The sequence below is a fragment of the Streptomyces sp. Root431 genome (assembly GCF_001426585.1).
GTDB lineage: Bacteria > Actinomycetota > Actinomycetes > Streptomycetales > Streptomycetaceae > Streptomyces > Streptomyces stackebrandtii.
In genome coordinates, this window is sequence record NZ_LMEI01000013.1 from 136913 (window position 1) to 154389 (window position 17477).

Genomic DNA, 17477 nt, shown 5'->3' on the forward strand with positions numbered 1-17477 from the left:
CCAGGAGGCCCGCGTGATCCGCGACGTCACCGGTATCCGCAGGATCCGGATGCTGTACTTGCAGCTGCTGTACCGCTGCAACTTCTCCTGCCTGCACTGCTTCCACGGCGAGCGCCTGAAGCAGGCCGACGCCTTCACCGCCCAGGAGGCGGTCGGACTCATCCGGCTCATGCGTGAGGAGTACGGCACCGAGGCGGTGACCCTGCTCGGCGGCGAGCCCTTCCTCTACAAGGAGCTCGCGCAGGTCGTCCGCTACACCCGCCAGGAGCTGGGGATGCAGGTGGAGATCTGCACCAACGGCTACCGGATCGAGCGTCGCCTCACCGAGATCGCTCCCTACGTGGACTTGCTGCGGGTCTCGTTGGAGGGTGTCGCCGGCACCAACGACGACATCCGCAGGCAGGGCAGCTACCACGCCGCGCTCAGCACGCTGAACCTCGCTCGGGAGCTCGGCGTCATGACGGCCGCGACGATGACTGTGACCTCGCGGAACATCGACGAGGTGCTGCCCCTGGCGCGGGTCATGCAGAGGTTCGGCGCCCGGCAGCTCAAGCTTCACTGCCTCCGCCCGGTCGGCAACGCCGCCCACCACCCCGAGCTCCTGGTTGGCGACCCGACCGCGTACACCCGCCTCCGCGAGGACCTACGGACGGCCGGGCTCTCCATCGAGGTGATCCTCGACGAAGACCTCGCCGAGGGCGGGGCTCCAGAGATCTGCGTGCAGGCCGGCGGCCCTCGCGAGATCGAACGGATCGAGGCTGATCCGCGCGGCGCGCTCACCATGTCCTGCAAGGCAGTGGGCAAGGACTCGCACGCCTTCTGGTACGAGAAGACCGCCAACCACATCGTCCACCGGCCCTCCGCCACCGACGAGCTCACCCTCGCCGTCCCGGACGTGGTGTACGCCCGTGCCTGACCGGCCGTTCTTCGAGGCGCTCGAAGGCTTACGGGGAAGCGGGAAGTCCACGATCGCGCCACTGCTCGCGGCGGCCAGGGGCGCCGTTCTGGTCCCCACCGTGCCGCTCTTCTACCAGTCGCTGCGGCGCCAGGTGGATCTGCGGGAGAGCGTCGAGGCCCGCCTGTGCTTCTACCTCTCGGCCCTGTTCACTGCCGCCGAGGAGATCCGAGAGCACCTCGCCGCCGGCACCCCGGTTGTCGTCGAGAGCTACTTCGCCCGGTGCCTCGCGAACCACCGCGCCTTCGGGGCCCGCCTCGGCGTCACCCTCCCGCCGGACCTGCCCCAGCCCACGACGTACCACCTGCTGTGCACGGAGGACGAACGACAGCGGCGCCTCGCCCAACGGACGAAGCCCACCTCCCGGTGGGACGCCCTGAGCGAGGAAGCCTCGGACCGGATCTCGACCGCCTACGCCCAGTTCCCGATGTATCGGATCGACACCACGAGCCGTGCCCCGGAGCAGATCGTCCAGACGATCCTCACCACCACCCAGGAAGGACATCACCGTGCAGACGCAGAGCCTGTGGGAGCACACCCTCACGTTCTTCCCCCAGTTCCTCGCCGCCCTGAAGGAGCGCACGTCTCCTGACGCCACAGTCGCGGTCGTCGGCGCGAGCGACGGCAAGTTCGTGCTGCCCCTCGCCGCCGCCGGCTACCGCGTCATCGCCATCGAGCGCGACCCTTTCGCTCTCCACGGAGGCGAGGTCAGCCTTCCGGGTGACACCCATGCCCAGGCCCCCGGCCTCATCGACCGCCTCAAGGCCGAGGAACTCCACGACCGGGTCCAGGTCATCGGCGAGGACTTCCTCACGGCCGAGCTCCCCGAGGGCCACTGCGACGCAGTCTGGACGAGCTGTTCGTGGCACTACAGTGCCAACCACCACAGCCCGCTCGGCGACTTCGTCCGCCGCATGCAGGACCTCGTTCGCGAAGGGGGCTTGTTCGGCGCGGAGTTCATGATGCCCATCGAAGAGCGCCACCAGTTCATCGAGCACTATACCTCGCCCGAGAGACTCGCCCGCCATTTCGCCCCCGGCTGGGACGTCCTGCTCACGGTGCGCACGAACCAGTTCATCGAGCGCCCGCACCTCGGCCAGCCCCACGACCACACGCACCGCATGGGTCTGCTCATCGCGGCCCACACCACCAGGTAATCGCACCCAACGAGGAAGAGGACCATGAAGCACGAGTACGAGGCCAAGTTCCTCAACGTCGACGTCATCGCCCTGCAGGACAAGCTCACCGCCCTGGGCGCCACGCGAGCGTTCCCCCGTACCCTCCTCACCCGCAAGATCTTCGAGAACGACGCCCTCGACGGCGGCGCGTGGCTCCGGCTGCGGGACGAGGGGACCCGCTCCACTCTCACCCTCAAGCAGGTCACCGACGCGACGACCATCGACGGCACCACCGAGATCGAAACCGAGGTCACCGACCTCCACGCCATGGCCGACATCCTCCGCCGCCTCGGCCTCACCGAGGTCCGCTACCAGGAGAACTACCGCGAGGAGTGGCGCCTGGGCGAGGTCGCCTTCGACTTCGACACCTGGCCGGACCTCCCCACGTTCGTCGAGATCGAAGGCCCGGACGAGGCATCCGTCCGCCAGGCCGCCGACCTGCTCGACCTCGACTACACCGAAGCCCGCTTCGGCAGCGTCGACGAGATCTACAAGAGCGAGGCCGGCCGCGACATCCTTGCCGAGCCCACGCTCCTCTTCGCCGATTCCGACAAGCAGGAGGTTCCCTCCGAACCGGTCCGAGGCCGGTGACCTCAGGCGAGAAGCGATGCTCACAGAACTCGCCTTGCCGAACAGCGTGATCCCTGGAATCGCCGAATTCGCCCGCGGCGGACTGCCCGCGCCAGCAGCGACCGACGACGGCAACGAGTGGGTCGACGGCCTCTGCTGGCTCTACTGCGGACAGCGATGGACCCGCGTCCTCTGGATCGGCCCCGCGAGCGTCGCCGGTGCCCAAGCAGCGATGTACGCCTGCGGCCCCTGCATCCAGGAGCTTCAGGAGCGGGTCTGGCGATCGATCCTTCTCGATGACCAGCCGGCTCACGCTCCACACCCGAGCCAGACCGCAGGATCCGGTGCACCCGCTGAACGGCGTTCTGGTCGGCACCGAGGCCAAAGCAGGTTCCTACGCCGCTAAGCCCCCGCCCTGGTCACGGAAGTGCCTGGCCGTCCCCCACGGCATGAGCCCTGTGACCAGGGCGGGTTTCACTCTGCCGAGACTTGGCGCCGATGATGCCAACGCCAGAACGGCGGTCCCTGGGCAGTTCTCAGTGACACGGTGTCCTGTTTCATCCCTCTCGGTACTGTGTTTCGCCCATCATGGCCGCCTCGGAGGAGTAGACGTGACTCAGCAGCACTCGGAGAAGCAGCCGGGCGTAGCGGCAGCCGTAATCGTTCACGAGGGACGCGTCCTCCTGGTGCGCCGCCGGGTGAGCGAGGGGCAGCTGTCCTGGCAGTTCCCGGCCGGCAAGGTCGAGCCCGGTGAAGGCCGTGAAGAGGCGGCAGTGCGCGAGACTCAAGAGGAGACCGGGCTGACCGTGGCCGCTGTGAAGCTGCTCGGCGAGCGGATCCACCCGCAGACGGGTCGACTCATGTCGTACACGGTCTGCGAGGTGGTGGGCGGCACCGCTCATGTCGCGGACACCGAGGAGGTGGCCGAGCTCGCCTGGGTCACCCATGGCGAGATCCCGCAGTACGTGCCGTACGGAGTGTTCGAGCCGGTGCAGGACTATCTCGACACGGCCCTGCCCGCCTGAAGGGTCTCCGGGCCGGGGATCACGCGCACAGGAGCGTTGCGTCCCCCGTTGGGCGGCTGATCAAAGGCGAGACGCCTCTGACGGGATCTTCTCCAACATGGTCCAGCTCCACGAGCGCCCGCCGACCACCAGAGTGGTTTCGTCTGCGATGCGCCAGCCCCTCATCCATCGGCCACCGCCGTGATTGCGCGCCCGGCACGAGCAGGTGCATACGTGGCCGAGCGCACTCATACAGCGAGGGTTGCACTTTTCGGAGCGGTTGAACTCCCTGCCCAGCAGGATGCGGCCGTGCCGCTGGACAAGGGTGCCGGCAAGTTCGATGAAGTGGTCCGTGGCCACAGCCCAGGAGTCGTTGTCCCGTTCCCACTCCGGCCTGGCTCGCCCATGTACGTAGTCGTGCACGAACTGCTCGTGCTTCTGCCAGCCGTGCTTGGGGATCCAGTAGCCGGTGCGTCCCTTGGCAGGAAGGGTGACAACGGGAGCGTCGATGTCACCCCACAGCGGGATCCACGACGGTCTCGGCACGGGCACTTCCCGGATCGTGCTGCGAGGGCGGCGCGGCGCGGAAGGTGAGCTGTCGGAGGGGCCGACCCTGTAGAGGGGCGTCCGGGGCGCCCCAGGCTGATAGCGCTGCTTCGCCGATTCCGGGCACTGCCCTACTCGCCGGTCGGCGCGAGGATGGGCGAGGACCTTCCCGGTACGCCGATCTATCCGTATGGCGCCGCCGCAGAGCCGACACCGGCCCTTCTCAGTAGGGGAAGTAGGCAAAGCGTTCCCTTCGCACTGAGGAGCCTGAACGCCCGGATGAGTTCAGGCCCTTCGGACACAGCAGGCCCAGCGTAGGCGTGAAGTCCTTTGATGGACATCGAGTTGGAGATGTCGGACTGCACACCTGACCTTCGCGTTCGAGCCGCATCGGCGTGCATCAGGGGATCTCCCTTGACCGTGGCTGACAGCACAGGCAGGCGACGCTTCTCCCTCTATCGGCGGTGGTGGGGCTGGTGCTCGCCGGGGACGCCGGCCTCCTTGAGGAGCTGGCGTCCCCGACCACAGCGCCGACTGATCACTCGGTGCAGGAAAGTCAGCGGCTGCGGGGCCAACCCGTTTCGGTGTTGGCCCCGTAGGGGTGCTCGGCGTGTCAGCTGCTGGCGTTCAGATTGGTGATGAGAGCGCGCGCCGCTGAGCTGAGGCCGGCGGTGACCTCTTGGACGTAGGCGGTGTTCGGCCGGGCGGAGAGGTCCTGGACGACGCCCCAGTTCTCCGCGATCCGTTCCAGGGCCTGCCGTGCGTGGTAGATGGCGTCCTGCCTGTGGGCCAGGAACTCTTCGGCACGCTGGTGGGCCTGGCGCCAGGTGATGTCTCCCTGCTCGGCGAGCTGGGCCAGGAGTGGGGTCGTGTGGCCGTCTGCGAGATGGAGCTCGTCGGCGTCGGCGATCTGCTTCCGGATGCGGTTGTCCTCCTCTCGTTCCTCCAGCGTGGCGATGGCTTCATCGAGGGTGAGGTGGCCTTCGGTGACAAGCTGGGAGAGGTCGGGGGCCTGCTCGCTGAGGCGGTCGCGCTTCTCCTGGAATGCTGCGGCCTTCGCCTTGTGCTCACGGGCGATGTCGTAGGCGGCGTCGAGCGGGAAGGCGCCGACGCGGACCTGTTCGGCGAGGTCGGGGGAATAGGCGAGGACGACGTTGGCGGCGGAGAGGCGGGTGCGGCTGAGGCTGTGGGTCTTGGCCAGGTCGCTCAGGGAGTGTCCCGAAACGGAACAGGCCATGGCGGTGATCATGGCCTGCTGACCCTTGCTGAGGTGCCGGCGGTAGACGTTGCTGGAGAGAATGAATGCTCGGGGGTTGTCGCCGGTGTAGGTGGTGAAGCGCGGCTCGACGCCAGCGATCTCGCAGGCGGCGAGACGGTTACGACCGTCGAGGAGGACACCGTCGGAGTCGAGGACGATGGCCTTGCGAAGGCCCTCGTTCTTGATCGACTCGGCGAGGTCGAGCAGTTCGTCCTCGCTGAGCATCGGGAAGATGTCGGCGGCGGGGTGGATCTTCAGGGCGGGCTCCTTGTTGTCGGCTGCTGTGGGGTCGGCACTCTGCGGGTGCGCTTCGGTGGTGTAGGTGGATGGCTGTCGGGTGGCTGTCATGGGGGCGCTCTCTGTGGCTGTCAGCGGCGTCGGTGGCGCTGATCGGCGGGGGTCGCGGGTGCTGGGGTGGGCTGGGGGTTTCGGGCCTGGTGTTCGCTGGGCGCGGGCGCCATGGTCGAGCGGCGGCGGGCGGCTTCGGCGCGGGGGTTGGGGGCGGGGTTTCGGCTGGTGTGCTGGATGCGGGTGATCAGGACGCGGGCGGGTTGACGGGCGGTGGTGAGTTCGCGCTGGGCGGCGGCCTCCTTGAGGAGTTGGTGGGGTTTGTGGCCGCCGGCTTCGGCGTCGGCGAGGACGGTGGCGAGGGACGGCCAAGCGGGGTCGGTGAGGATGCGATCGGCGTGGTCAGGGACGGCGGCCCGGACGTCGTGGGCCAGGGTCCGGCGGGCCTGATCACTCGGCCGACGGGTGGCGAGGCTGCCGACGACGGGCGCGAGGGCGCGGTCGGCGGCGTTCTGGAGGTGGTGGAGGGTCTGGCGGGCGGCTTCGGTCTGGTGGGCGTGGCTCTTCGCCTCGTGCCAGCGGGCGGCGACGATCGTGGCCCAGACAAGGGCAGCGAGCAGGGTCGCCAGGGCGCTGCCGTCGGGGCCGGTGGCGGTGTGGGCGAGGTCCCGGGCCGCCTTGCGCAGGGTCGTGGCAGCCTGGCTCTCCGCGCGGACCTGGGAGCGCTGAGCGCGGGCGAATGCCCGTGACGCGGCTCGGAGTTCGGCATGGAGGTGGTTGGGGGCCTTCTGGGCGGTGGCTTCGATGAGGTCGCCGAGCGCGATGATGTGGGCCTGGGCGTGGGTGTCGTCGTCCATGCTGGTGCGAAGGGTGTCGAGGGCGTCGACGGCCTGGTGCCAGGGGGCGGCAGGCTGGTCGCGGCGGGCGGTGGGGTGTTCCTCCGGCGCGGTGGTCTCCAGGCGGGCCTTGAGCTTGGGCAGGGTGAGGTCGGGGGCGATCTTTCCGCCGGGGTGGAAGATCTGTTCGCCGTCCTTGTTGAGGTCGCCGGGGCGGCCGACGGCGTAGCCGAGGAGGTCGCCGGAAGGTCCGCGGCGGGGTTTGACCGCGATGCCCATGGCTTCGAGGTAGGCGAGGAGTTCCTCCGTGTTGCCGGCGTGGGGGATGGCGGCGCGGATACGGTCCTGGAGCCAGTCGCGGCTGGTCTGCTCCCAGCCGAGGCGTTCGGCTTTGTGCATCTCGGCCTGGGTGGGCCGGCGTCCGGCGGTGCGGTCGCCCTTCTTCAGCTGGCGCAGGCCGTAGTCGGTCTCGATCTGGCGGCAGGCGTCGCCGACGCGGATGCCGCTGTCGTGGAGCCTGGGGCGGCGGCCGTCTTCGCGGACTGTGGTGGCGAGGATGTGGATGTGGTCGTCCGCGTGGCGTACGGCGATCCACCGGCAGCCAAGATCGTCCCCGGCCGGGGCGATGCCGGCGGCTTCGACGATCCGCTGGGCGATGTCGGCCCACTCCGTGTCGGAGAGGCGGCGGTCTTCGGGGGCGGTGCGGACGGGGCAGTGCCAGACGTGGTCGGTGACCTTCTTGCCGAACTCGCTGTTCCGAAGATGGACGGGCTCGTCGAGGTGGCGGGCGAGCTGGGTGAGGGTGGCATCGGGGTCGCGGCCGGGGTCGGGCATGCCGAGCATGGCGAAGCCGGCGACGATGTGCGGGTCGGCGTGCTCATCGTGGCGGCCGGGGCCGAAGAGGTAAGCGAGCAGGCCACGGGAGTTGGACCCGGCCGGTTTGATGGCGGCGATCACGCGGCCAGGTCCTTCCTGGATTCGGCGGGTTCGCGCAGGGCCTCGGCGATCAGCTCCAGCAGGCGGTGGAGCTCGTCGAGACGGTGGCGGACGTCGGGTGGGGTGAGGTCGCTGTTCAGCGCGCGGGCGATCTGGTTGACGTTGACGCCGATCCGGTTGAGCTCGCGCAGCACCTGGGCGCGGAACATGTGGATACGGCGGCGGTCCTCGGACAGCGGCAAGTTCGCGGTGAACCGGCCGGATACGAACGCGAGGACGATGTCGGCGGCGAAGCCGGATTCCCCCTTGTAGCCGTGCTCGGCGGCAGCCTCCTGGAGGCCGGCGTGCTCGTCGCCGGTGAACCGCAGCGGGCCGACGCGGACGGTCCGCTTGGTGCCGGTGAAACGGCGGATCGCCGGCTGCACGCTCTGCACCGCTCGCTCGCCGACTGTCGGTTCGGTGGCGGGTGCGGGGCGGAGGATCTGCTGTTGGACGGCATGGAGCTCGTCCGGGTCGGGGCCGCCCTCGGTCCCGACCTCCCGGCCCGGCGCCCCCTGGCGCTGGGCCGTCTCCGCCACCCCTGGGGCGGAGCTCCCCGAAGACCGGCCTTGAGTCGGACTCGGGGTACTACTGGCTCCGCCAGGGGCTGTCCGTCCGAACGCCTGCCGCAAACGGTCCATGAACGTAAACGACTTCGGCTGGAGGGACGCCGTGTCGGTACTGATAGTGGCGTCGTCGTGGGAGTCGCGGGGCACGGGCGTTCTCCGATGCGCGGGACGGAAGCGGATGTCGGGGGCGCGTGTGCGTATCCACAGGAGCGGCCCCCAGGGTGTGGACAAGGCCGCGGTCGGGGTGGTCGGAAGGGTTCCGACCACCCCACCCGGGCTCGGGGTTCGGAAGGTCAGGAGGTTTCGGAAGCGTCCTTCGCCTCGGCCCGGAGGATGTTCATGACCTCGGTCAGTCGCTTGCCGGCCATGCCGAGCCCCTGGGCTTGCACGGCCGTGCGGACAACCGCTCGGGACAGCTCGCCCTGCTCGGCGGCAGCGGCGCGGCCTATTTCGACCAGGTCCTCCAGCGAGGCGTCCGGCGGTCGTCCGCCTCGCCGCTTGGCCTCCGTATCCCCGGCCGACTGTTCCGGAGCCTCGATCGTGGTCTCGCGGGTGATCAGGATGTGGAGGTGGACCGCGCCGGCCAGGGCGAGCGGCGCGATGGTGGAGAGGACGCCCACCGTGGCGTCGCCCAGGTACAGCCCGTCGGATGTCCCCTGCTGGTTGAGGCGGAGAGCGTGCAGGGCGTTCGCCCAGATGCTCGCCGTGGTCGCTGTTCCGAACAGGGTCCATACGTAGAGGCGGGCTCGGAACGGGGCGGTGCGCAGGACGAGGAGGGCTCGTACCCCGTAGGCGATGAACCCGTCGATCACGAGGGGGAAGAGGTAGGTGAGGAACCCGCGGATGTGGATGGCGACGGCCATCTGCTGGAGTGCGTCGTACGAGAGGGCACACGCGGCGGCGCCGAGGGTGAGGATCGCGGCGCGGTCCCAGCCGGTCGCCTGGTGGGCTGTGCGGTGGTGGGCGGGTATGGCAGGGGTGGTCAAGCGGGGTGCTCCTGTGGTGGTGGCGTGATGCGTCTTGGGCGTCTTGGCCGTTGCAAGCGCAGGTCAGGGCCGGTACGGCAGGCCCGGTAGGCGTCCGTCCTGGCCGTGTCCCGGTGGAGACGGCGCGGGTCGGCCCGCCGTCTTGGCCTCATGGCCGGTGACCTGCGGCGATACGGCACGTACGCGTGGGACGGCACGAGACGCATGCGGGCGACGTACCGGCGGCCTGCGCGGGCGGGTGCGATCGTGTTGCCGTCTTGGGCCCGGCTGCCGTCTTGCGCGTATGCCGTTTGACCTGCGGAATCACGGCAGGGACGGCAAGGACGGCAAGGACGGCAAGGACGGCAAGGACGGCAAGGACGGCAACCAGCGTGTGGGGCAGGGTCAGCCCTGCGGGAGGGTGGGTGCGGCCTCGACCGGGTGGACGGTCGGGCAGTAGCGGCGCCAGGGGTCGAGGAACTTGTTGCGCATGTAGCCCTTGCGCTGGGTTCCGTCGACGATGCGAACGTTTCCGGGCTTGATGCCGAACTGCCGGAGCATCGAGCCGAGATCACGCGGGCTGAGCCCGCTGCGCCCCCACTCGGCCCACGGGCTCTCCGGATCCTGGCGCAGGTGGTGGATCAGCTCCTCCGTGGAGAGGCTGTCGACCTCGCGCTGCGAGGCGAAGACGCGCCGGATGTCGGCCAGGATGCGGGCCCCGCTGGGGTGGTCCTCCTCGGCCGCCGTCTCGGCGACGACCATCTGCTCGCACGCGGTACGGGCGCGACGCGGCCAGGTGCCGGCGGCGAGGTCGGCGACGATGACGAGGGGTTCCCAGGTGTCTGCGGCCCGGTCCTCGACCGGCATCGCCGGTTCCAGGTCGGCGGCCTCGTCCACCAGGGGACCCGCCCACGCAGCGATGCGGTCGCGCAGGCCGTGTAGTGCGGGGATGTCCCGTCGTGACCGGAAGGGCCGGACGGTCTCGCCGTCGGCTCGTCGGCGCATGCGGATGACCACCGACCGGTCCATGATCGTGTCGGGCAGGTCGCCGATCCCGGCGATGGCCGCCATGGCGAAGGTGGCGAACCGGTGGGGCGTGTGGTCGTTGCCGACCACGCGGGTCACGTAGCGGTTGCGCTGGTGGCCGGCGTTCAGTAGGCCGCGCATCTCTTCGTTCTTCTCGGCCTGCTTGGGCGTGCCGAAGATCGTGTCCGCCTCGTCCACCAGGAGCGTGGGCGGCTCCTCAGTGATCGAGCGGAAGACCGCCGCCGGCGTGGTGTTGATCGTGAGCATCGGCTCGTGGACCGTCTCGGTCAGCACGTCCAGCAGCCGGGACTTGCCGCACCGCTTCGCCGGTCCCACCACCGCCAGGCGCGGGGCGTGCTGCCACGCGGGCTGCAGATGCGTCGCCGCCACCCACAAGGTGACCGCGTCGAGCGCCTGCTCGGAGGGCAGGATGACGAACTTCGATATCTGCGCACGCAGTTCGTCGAGCAGTTCCGATCCGTGCGTCGGCTCCGGATCCGTCTGTTCCGTCTCGGGACACCGCTTGGGGTCGAGGTCAGGCCGTTCATTTTCGGGACACCGCTCGGCGGGCGGCGAGGTCAGCGCCGGGGCGCCAGCGGCCTGGCCAGTCTCTGCTGCGGTCCGGCCCAGCTGTCCGGGCACGGCGACGGGCGGCCACGGGGACGTGCCCTGGTCGGAATAGGGCTCGGGCATCGCGGGTTGCACTGGGCAGCTCCTCTTCTCGCGTCGCCAGGCATACGGGCCCGGCGCGCGGGGTCGTTCGTGGGATTACGGGCGGGGGGTTGTTGAGCCTCCGGCGTTGCCTCGCCGGAGGCTCTCTCGCTTCCCGAGCGGGGCGAGGGAACACGGACCGTACGTCCACGCCCGGCAACAGTCCAGCGATTCTGTGTCAGCTCAGCGCAGAACCGCCTGCTACCTTTCTCCGCCCTCACGCAGCCAGCCCCAACAGGCTGAGCAGGTCCGCCGTCACCACGCGGTACGCCTTCCCCAGGCGCAGGACCCTGCACGGGTACTCGCCTCGCTTGGCCAGCTCGTAGCCCTTGCTCCGCCCGAGACCCAGCGCACGGTTGCCCGTGTCCAGGTCAACGGCGGCCGGCAGAGCCAGCAACTCGTCCCGACTCATGCCCTTCGGGCCGGTTCCCGTGGTGTCGTCGCGCACGCAGCGCCCCCTCTCCTCACAGCCTTCGGCGAACACGGTCGTCGCGTCCGGCTCCAGGCCAACGAGAGCCATCATGAAGAAGCTACTGTGTCGCCATGACACAACACGGTTTCGATGATGAAGAGGACGACGACTTCCCGGAGTGGGTCGACCGCATCAGGAACAACGTCGCCGGCGAAGTCCGGCGCCGCAGGAAGGAGAGGAGGTGGAGCGCCCAACGGCTGGCCGACCGCTGCGAAGAACTCGGGCACCCCATCCCCCGCAACGTGATCGCCAACCTGGAATCCGGCCGAAGGGCGAACCTGCCCCTGGTGGACGTCATGGTGCTGGCCGCGGCCCTGGAGACGCATCCGATCTGCCTGATCTTCCCCCTCGGCCACGTCGAGAGAACGCAGGAACTCCCCTTCCACTCGCTCATCCCGACCTGGGACGCCATGCGGAAGTTCACCGGCGAAGCCGACGAGCTCGGGATCGACGACGGCCTCATCCCCGAGTTCAACCGACACGCCAGCCTGACCCGCACCATCATCGCCGCACGACGCGAGGCCAAAAGCGCCGCCTTCGCCGTAGAGACCGCGACCAACCCCGCCCAGCGCGAGGAAGCAGAGCGGAAAGCCGGCGAGTACGCCCAGCTGGCCGAAGAAGCAAAGCACCGACTCCTCGACCTCCGTGACGACATCCGCGGGGAAGGCGCCACCCCACCCGAACCGTCCCCATGGCTCGAGGACATCGAGCCGCAGCCTGACCCCGACCAGGAGGAAGACGCTTGAAAGGCTCCACCTACCGCCGCTGCGCCTGCCGCGACCCCAAGACCGGCAAGGAACTCGGCACTTCCTGCCCCAAGCGCAACAGTAGGAATCACTGCACGTACTCCGTACGCCAGGAGCTGCCGCCCCGCGAGGACGGCAGCCGGCGGTCCTTCGCGCGCGGCGGGTACAGCAGCCTCAAGGCCGCCCAGGCCGATCTCGACCATGTACGCGCCCTCCTCGGGCTTGCCGAGGCCGACGACCCCGAAGGCGTCCAGCTGATCGCCGCGATGCTGGCAGAGGTCAGCGGTGAGAAGCTGCCCCTGCCGGACGTGGAGGAGACCCGGCGCCGGCTCAGGGCCGGCCAGGATCTCATCGGCAGCCTGACCGTGGCCGAGTGGCTGGATCGGTGGCTCGCCGGCAAGCGCATCCGAAAGTCGGGCATCAGCCGGTACGAGACCGACGTCCGGGTGCACCTGAAGCCGCACATCGGCCACCGGCGTCTCGACCGGCTGCGCGTCAGCCACCTCAGCGACATGTTCACCGCCATCACCGACGCCAACGCCGAGCTCCTGGAGCAGAACGCCCAGCGGCGTGCAGCGGTCGACGAGTTGGCGACCGTCCCGTGGAAGGGTGTGGCCAACCGCGCCCGCCGCAAGGCGATGAAGGCCGCGATCGACGCGATGCCGCCCTTCCGCCGCGTCACCGGCCCCGCCACGCGTCAGCACATCAAGGCCACGCTCCGCGCGGCCCTGAACGACGCGATAGGGCAGCAGATCATCACGTTCAACCCGGCGGCCCATGTCGAGATCGATCCGGTGCGTAAGCCGAAGGCGCTCGTATGGACGGACGAGCGGGTCGCCAAGTGGGAGCAGACCGGCGAGAAGCCGTCCCCCGTGATGGTCTGGACGCCGGAACAGACCGGCGCCTTCCTCGACTTCGTCGCCGAGGACCGGCTGTACGCGATGTGGCACCTGATCGCCTTCCGCGGCCTGCGGCGAGGTGAGGCATGCGGGCAGCCCTGGTCGGAGACCAACCTCGACCGGCACTCCCTCACCGTGACCGGACAGCTCGTCCAGGACGACTGGGAGGTCGAGGCGTCCGAGCCGAAGACGGACAGCGGCTTCCGGGTGGTCGCGCTCGATGACGACACCGTCGGCGTCCTGGAGCGGCACCGCAAGCAGCAGGCAGCCGACCGCGCGGAGTGGGGATCGGCCTGGGTGAACACCGGGCTCGTCTTCACCCAGGAGGACGGCTCCTGGCTCCACCCGGGCAAGGTCACCGACCTCTTCGAGCGGCTCGTCGCCGCCTCCGGCCTGCCGCCGATCCGGCTGCACGACCTCCGGCACGGGGCGGCCACCCTCATGCTGGCCGCCGACATAGACATCAAGATCGTGTCCGACACACTCGGGCACAGCGACACCCGGATCACGCGCGACATCTACCAGAGCGTGCTCCCCCACGTCGGCAAGAGCGCCGCCGAGGCCACCGCGAAGCTCGTCCCGCTGCAGCGCAAGGCCGAGCAAGAAGCGCAGGTCCACCAGGCTGCCAAGGAGGCGAAGAAGGCCGAGAAGGCGAAGGCCAAGCGGAAGAAGAAGGCCAAGGCCAAAAAGGTCGCGAAGAAGGGCTGACAGCCCCTCCGCTCACGCATCGCTCACGCACGGGATTCCGAACCTCCGCCGCCGCATGCCCGCTCAGGTAAAGGGCATGAAAAAACCCCAGGTCACGGCGAGTGAGTCCTGGGGTAATTCCGAGCCGCCTTCGGGATTCGAACCCGAGACCTACGCATTACGAGTGCGTTGCTCTGGCCAACTGAGCTAAGGCGGCTTGCCGTGCAGACCCATGTTGGGTGCAGCAGCGCCGCCAAGTCTACACAGTTTCCGGGGGTGCTCCGACCACCCCTGGATCACGCCTGTGAGCAGCGCTTTCCGTCCGGCGGAGGAGTGCCTTCCAGGAGGTAGGCGTTGATGGCGGTGTCGACACAGTCGCTGCCCCGGCCGTAGGCGGTGTGGCCGTCGCCGTCGTACGTCAGGAGGGTGCCGGAGGAGAGCTGGTCGGCGAGGGAGCGGGCCCACTTGTAGGGGGTGGCCGGGTCGCGGGTGGTGCCGACGACGAGGATCGGGGCGGCGCCCTCGGCGGTGATGCGGTGGGGGCTGCCGGTGGGGCGTGTGGGCCAGTAGGTGCAGTTGAGGGCCGCCCAGGCGAGGCCCTCGCCGAAGACCGGGGAAGCCTTCTCGAAGGACGGGGCCGCCTTCGCGGCGTCGGCGGGGCCCGCGTAGGCGGCCGGCAGGTCGAGGCAGTTCACGGCGGCGTTGGCGGCCATCAGGTTGGCGTACGTGCCGTCCGCCTCCCGCTCGTAGTAGCTGTCGGCCAGGGCCAGCAGGCCCGAGCCCTCGCCGCCGATCGCCCGCGTGAGGGCCTCCCGCAGCTGGGGCCAGGCGCCCTCGTCGTACATCGCCGCGATCACGCCCGTCGTCGCGAGGGACTCGCCGAGTTCGCGGCTCTCGCCCGTGGGCACCGGCTTCGCGTCCACGTCGCGGAAGAACGCCCGCAGCGCCTCGCCGGCCGCCGCGACCGACTCGGTGCCGAGCGGACAGTCCGGCTTGGTGACGCAGTCGGCGGCGAAGGCGCGGAAGGCGGTCTCGAAGCCGGCGGTCTGGTCGCGGTTGAGGTCGAGCGCGGACAGGGACGGGTCCATGGCCCCGTCGAGGACCAGGCGGCCGACCCGGCCGGGGAACAGCTCGGCGTACGTGGCGCCGAGGAACGTGCCGTACGAGGCCCCCACGTAGGTCAGCTTCTCGTCGCCGAGCACCGCCCGAAGGATGTCCATGTCACGGGCCGTCTCGACCGTGGAGACGTGCGGCAGGACCTTTCCCGAGCGCTTCTCGCAGCCCGCCGAGAACTCCTTGAAGGCCGCGCTCAGCGCGTTCGTCTCCGCCGCGTCGTCGGGCGTCTGGTCCACCTGCGTGTACGCGTCCATCCGCGGGCCCGTCAGACACTCGACCGGCTCACTGCGGGCGACCCCGCGCGGGTCGACGGCCACCATGTCGTAGCGGGCGCGGACGGGGGCGGGGTAGCCGATGCCCGCGTACCCCTGGAGGTAGCCGACGGCCGATCCGCCGGGCCCGCCGGGGTTGACCAGGAGCGAACCGAGCCGCTTCCCCGGGCCGGCGGCCCGCACCCGCGAGACCGCCAGCTTCACGTCACCGCCGTCCGGCTTCGCGTAGTCGAGCGGGGCCAGCAGCGTCGCGCACTGGAACCCCGGCACACCGCAGTCGCGCCACGCCAACTTCTGGCCGTAGTACTTCTTCAGCGCCTCGCCGTCGGGCGAGGTGGTGGCGGAAGCGCGGGCGGCCGACGTCGTCGTCGTACGGGTCGCGGACGCGTCGCTTCCGCCCGTGCAGCCGGAAAGGATCAGCCCGGCGGCCGCGAGGGCCGTGGCGGACGTACGAAGCACACGCCTGGAGTCCATTCCCGGAGCGTATCGGGACGAGTGCGGAGCGTGTCCAATCGCACGCTTCGCAGGGACCGGGCCGGACAGGCCCTAGTGGAGTCCATTCCCGGAGCGTATCGGGACGAGTGCGGAGCGTGTCCAATCGCACGCTTCGCAGGGACCGGGCCGGACAGGCCCTAGAGCGTGCGTGCCAGGCGTCACCAGGCGGGCGGGACTTTCGGAACACGCCCTATTCGCGGAGCGCCATCGTCATCGCCTCCACCGCGAGCAGCGGCGCCACGTTCCGGTCGAGGGCATCACGGCAGGCCAGGATCGCCTCGATCCGGCGCAGGGTCCGCTCCGGGGTGCTGTCCCCGGCGATCCGCTCCAGCGCGTCCCGCACGTCCACGTTGGCGATGGCCGAGCGCGAGCGGAGCTGGAGCGCGAGCACGTCGCGGTAGAAGCCGGTCAGGTCGGTGAGCGCGAGGTCCAGGCTGTCGCGCTGGGTACGCGTCCTGCGCCGCTTCTGCCGCTCCTCCAGGTCCTTCATCACCCCGGCCGTGCCGCGGGGCATCCGGCCGCCCTGCGCGGCGCCGAGCGCCGCCTTCATGTCCTCGGTCTCCTTGACGTCGACCTCCTCCGCGACCTGCTTCGCGTCCTCCGCCGCCGCGTCGACCAGCTCCTGGGCGGCCTTGAGGCAGCCGCCGACGTCCGCGACCCGCAGCGGCAGCTTGAGGACGACGGCCCTGCGCGCCCGGGCCCGCTCGTCCGTGGCGAGCCGCCGCGCCCGGTCGATGTGACCCTGGGTCGCGCGGGCCGCGGCGTACGCCGCCTCCGGCTCGATGCCGTCGCGCCGCACGAGCACGTCGGCCACCGCCTCCACCGGCGGCGTCCGCAGGGTCAGGAGGCGGCAGCGGGAGCGGATCGTCGGCAGCACGTCCTCGATGGAGGGCGTGCAGAGCAGCCAGACCGTGCGCGGCGCGGGCTCCTCGATGGCCTTCAGGAGCACGTTCCCCGCGCCCTCGGTGAGGCGGTCGGCGTCCTCCAGGACGATGACCTGCCAGCGGCCGCCCGCCGGGGAGAGCTGGGCGCGCCGGACGAGCTCGCGGGTCTCCTTCACGCCGATGGACAGCAGGTCCGTACGGACGATCTCCACGTCCGCGTGGGTGCCGACGAGCGTCGTGTGGCAGCCGTCGCAGAATCCGCAGCCCGGGATCCCGCCCATCGCCCGGTCGGGGCTCACGCACTGCAGCGCGGCGGCGAACGCCCGCGCCGCGGTCGCCCGCCCGGACCCCGGCGGGCCGGTGAACAGCCAGGCGTGGGTCATCTTCGACGCCTCGGGGGCGGGCTCTCCGGCGGCATGGGCGGTCACGAGCGCGTCGGCGTCGCGCGCGGCGGCGGCGAGCTGCTCCTCGACCCGCGTCTGTCCGACCAGGTCGTCCCATACGGCCATGTCTGCCCCTCCTCAGGTACGCCCTCCATTGTGGGGCAGCGCTCTGACAACCCCCGCCGACCGGCCGTCAGACCGCGCCGCCGGCAGACCGCGCCGCCGTGAGGTCGCCACCGCCGTGAGGCCGCGCCGCTGTGAGGCCGCCGCCGTCAGACCGCCACCGCCGTGAGGCCGCCACCGTCAGAACGCGTCACGTGCCCGGGCGCGGGTCAGCCACAGGCCGACCGCCGAGCCGAGCACGAGCACCCCCGAGCAGATGCTCGCCGTGACGTGCGCGGCGCCGGTCCAGCCGGCGAGGGTGTTGATGTAGGCGTTGGCGAGGACGCCCGCCGTGAACAGCATCCAGAGCAGGAACCGCATGGGGATCTCCAAGAGGGTGTGAGGTACGGGGTGTGGGGTGGCGTCGGGCGCCTATTCGATCTTCGCCGCGTCCCCGTCCCCGCACAGCGGTGCCCGCCCCCGGACCGATGGTGGAGCCTGCACCACCGTGCCTCCGCCGGACACCGCCTAACCTGGCGT

17 protein-coding genes and 1 tRNA gene are annotated in these 17477 nt (G+C 70.2%); 7 read left to right on the forward strand and 11 right to left on the reverse strand.

Annotated features, from left to right (window positions below):
- The first annotated feature begins 13 nt into the window (after window positions 1-13).
- The 5 genes from ASC82_RS26080 to ASC82_RS26100 all read left to right on the forward strand — a co-directional run bounded on the left by ASC82_RS26080 (window position 14) and on the right by ASC82_RS26100 (window position 3728).
- Window positions 14-916: a radical SAM protein gene (locus ASC82_RS26080; protein ID WP_024755854.1), complete on the forward strand. Its 903-nt coding sequence runs from the start codon at window positions 14-16 to the stop codon at window positions 914-916.
- A complete protein-coding gene (locus ASC82_RS26085; RefSeq protein ID WP_106962261.1) occupies window positions 909-1547 on the forward strand; it encodes an AAA family ATPase in 639 nt (212 codons plus the stop codon). The genes ASC82_RS26080 and ASC82_RS26085 overlap by 8 nt, the downstream gene beginning before the upstream one ends.
- Window positions 1465-2112: a hypothetical protein gene (locus ASC82_RS26090; protein ID WP_024755855.1), complete on the forward strand. Its 648-nt coding sequence runs from the start codon at window positions 1465-1467 to the stop codon at window positions 2110-2112. Before ASC82_RS26085 ends, ASC82_RS26090 begins: the two co-directional genes overlap by 83 nt.
- Before the next feature lie 24 nt (window positions 2113-2136).
- Window positions 2137-2724: a class IV adenylate cyclase gene (locus ASC82_RS26095; protein ID WP_024755856.1), complete on the forward strand. Its 588-nt coding sequence runs from the start codon at window positions 2137-2139 to the stop codon at window positions 2722-2724.
- 590 nt (window positions 2725-3314) lie between these two features.
- Window positions 3315-3728, forward strand: a complete 414-nt coding sequence (locus ASC82_RS26100; protein ID WP_024755857.1) for an NUDIX hydrolase — start codon at window positions 3315-3317, stop codon at window positions 3726-3728.
- A 60-nt stretch (window positions 3729-3788) separates the two neighbouring features.
- Here the strand turns inward: ASC82_RS26100 and ASC82_RS26105 are convergent, their stop codons facing one another.
- The 7 genes from ASC82_RS26105 to ASC82_RS26135 form a co-directional block, all read right to left on the reverse strand.
- The gene (locus tag ASC82_RS26105; protein ID WP_157848173.1) at window positions 3789-4259 is read right to left on the reverse strand and encodes a hypothetical protein; all 471 of its coding nucleotides are present in this window, start codon (window positions 4257-4259) and stop codon (window positions 3789-3791) included.
- A 607-nt stretch (window positions 4260-4866) separates the two neighbouring features.
- On the reverse strand, window positions 4867-5859 hold the full coding sequence (locus tag ASC82_RS26110) for a hypothetical protein (RefSeq protein ID WP_051494222.1): 993 nt from the start codon (window positions 5857-5859) through the stop codon (window positions 4867-4869).
- A 20-nt stretch (window positions 5860-5879) separates the two neighbouring features.
- Window positions 5880-7592: a relaxase/mobilization nuclease domain-containing protein gene (locus ASC82_RS26115; RefSeq protein ID WP_024755860.1), complete on the reverse strand. Its 1713-nt coding sequence runs from the start codon at window positions 7590-7592 to the stop codon at window positions 5880-5882.
- The gene (locus ASC82_RS26120; protein ID WP_024755861.1) at window positions 7589-8149 is read right to left on the reverse strand and encodes a MobC family plasmid mobilization relaxosome protein; all 561 of its coding nucleotides are present in this window, start codon (window positions 8147-8149) and stop codon (window positions 7589-7591) included. Before ASC82_RS26120 ends, ASC82_RS26115 begins: the two co-directional genes overlap by 4 nt.
- A 323-nt stretch (window positions 8150-8472) precedes the next feature.
- Window positions 8473-9165: a DUF2637 domain-containing protein gene (locus ASC82_RS26125; RefSeq protein ID WP_024755862.1), complete on the reverse strand. Its 693-nt coding sequence runs from the start codon at window positions 9163-9165 to the stop codon at window positions 8473-8475.
- A 384-nt stretch (window positions 9166-9549) separates the two neighbouring features.
- Entirely contained in the window at window positions 9550-10875 is a 1326-nt protein-coding gene (locus ASC82_RS26130) for a DUF3631 domain-containing protein (RefSeq protein WP_024755863.1), read from the reverse strand.
- A 223-nt stretch (window positions 10876-11098) separates the two neighbouring features.
- A complete protein-coding gene (locus ASC82_RS26135) occupies window positions 11099-11329 on the reverse strand; it encodes a hypothetical protein (protein WP_056654239.1) in 231 nt (76 codons plus the stop codon).
- A gap of 95 nt (window positions 11330-11424) precedes the next feature.
- On the opposite strand from ASC82_RS26135, the gene ASC82_RS26140 reads away from it, so the two are divergent.
- Window positions 11425-12099, forward strand: coding sequence for a hypothetical protein (locus ASC82_RS26140; protein ID WP_024755865.1), 675 nt, complete (start codon window positions 11425-11427; stop codon window positions 12097-12099).
- Window positions 12096-13706 carry a site-specific integrase gene (locus tag ASC82_RS26145; RefSeq protein ID WP_024755866.1) on the forward strand — a complete coding sequence of 537 codons (1611 nt, stop codon included), beginning with the start codon at window positions 12096-12098 and terminating at the stop codon, window positions 13704-13706. The genes ASC82_RS26140 and ASC82_RS26145 overlap by 4 nt, the downstream gene beginning before the upstream one ends.
- Window positions 13707-13828: 122 nt before the next feature.
- On the opposite strand, the gene ASC82_RS26150 is transcribed toward ASC82_RS26145, so the two are convergent.
- The 4 genes from ASC82_RS26150 to ASC82_RS26165 form a co-directional block, all read right to left on the reverse strand.
- A tRNA-Thr gene (locus tag ASC82_RS26150) sits at window positions 13829-13902 on the reverse strand.
- A gap of 79 nt (window positions 13903-13981) precedes the next feature.
- The gene (locus ASC82_RS26155) at window positions 13982-15547 is read right to left on the reverse strand and encodes an alpha/beta hydrolase (protein ID WP_056652854.1); all 1566 of its coding nucleotides are present in this window, start codon (window positions 15545-15547) and stop codon (window positions 13982-13984) included.
- Window positions 15548-15758: 211 nt separating this feature from the next.
- Complete coding sequence (locus ASC82_RS26160; RefSeq protein WP_056652856.1) at window positions 15759-16961, reverse strand: DNA polymerase III subunit delta'; 1203 nt, start codon at window positions 16959-16961, stop codon at window positions 15759-15761.
- A 177-nt stretch (window positions 16962-17138) separates the two neighbouring features.
- Window positions 17139-17318 carry a hypothetical protein gene (locus ASC82_RS26165; protein WP_056652859.1) on the reverse strand — a complete coding sequence of 60 codons (180 nt, stop codon included), beginning with the start codon at window positions 17316-17318 and terminating at the stop codon, window positions 17139-17141.
- Window positions 17319-17477 lie beyond the last annotated feature (159 nt).

What these genes read in the sequence shown, in the direction of transcription:
- ASC82_RS26095 (WP_024755856.1), top strand. Translation starts at nt 2,137, where the DNA reads ATGAAGCACGAGTACGAGGCCAAGTTCCTCAACGTCGACGTCATCGCC.
- ASC82_RS26110 (WP_051494222.1), bottom strand. Translation starts at nt 5,859, where the DNA reads ATGACAGCCACCCGACAGCCATCCACCTACACCACCGAAGCGCACCCG.
- ASC82_RS26140 (WP_024755865.1), top strand. Translation starts at nt 11,425, where the DNA reads ATGACACAACACGGTTTCGATGATGAAGAGGACGACGACTTCCCGGAG.
- ASC82_RS26155 (WP_056652854.1), bottom strand. Translation starts at nt 15,547, where the DNA reads ATGGACTCCAGGCGTGTGCTTCGTACGTCCGCCACGGCCCTCGCGGCC.
- ASC82_RS26160 (WP_056652856.1), bottom strand. Translation starts at nt 16,961, where the DNA reads ATGGCCGTATGGGACGACCTGGTCGGACAGACGCGGGTCGAGGAGCAG.
- ASC82_RS26165 (WP_056652859.1), bottom strand. Translation starts at nt 17,318, where the DNA reads ATGCGGTTCCTGCTCTGGATGCTGTTCACGGCGGGCGTCCTCGCCAAC.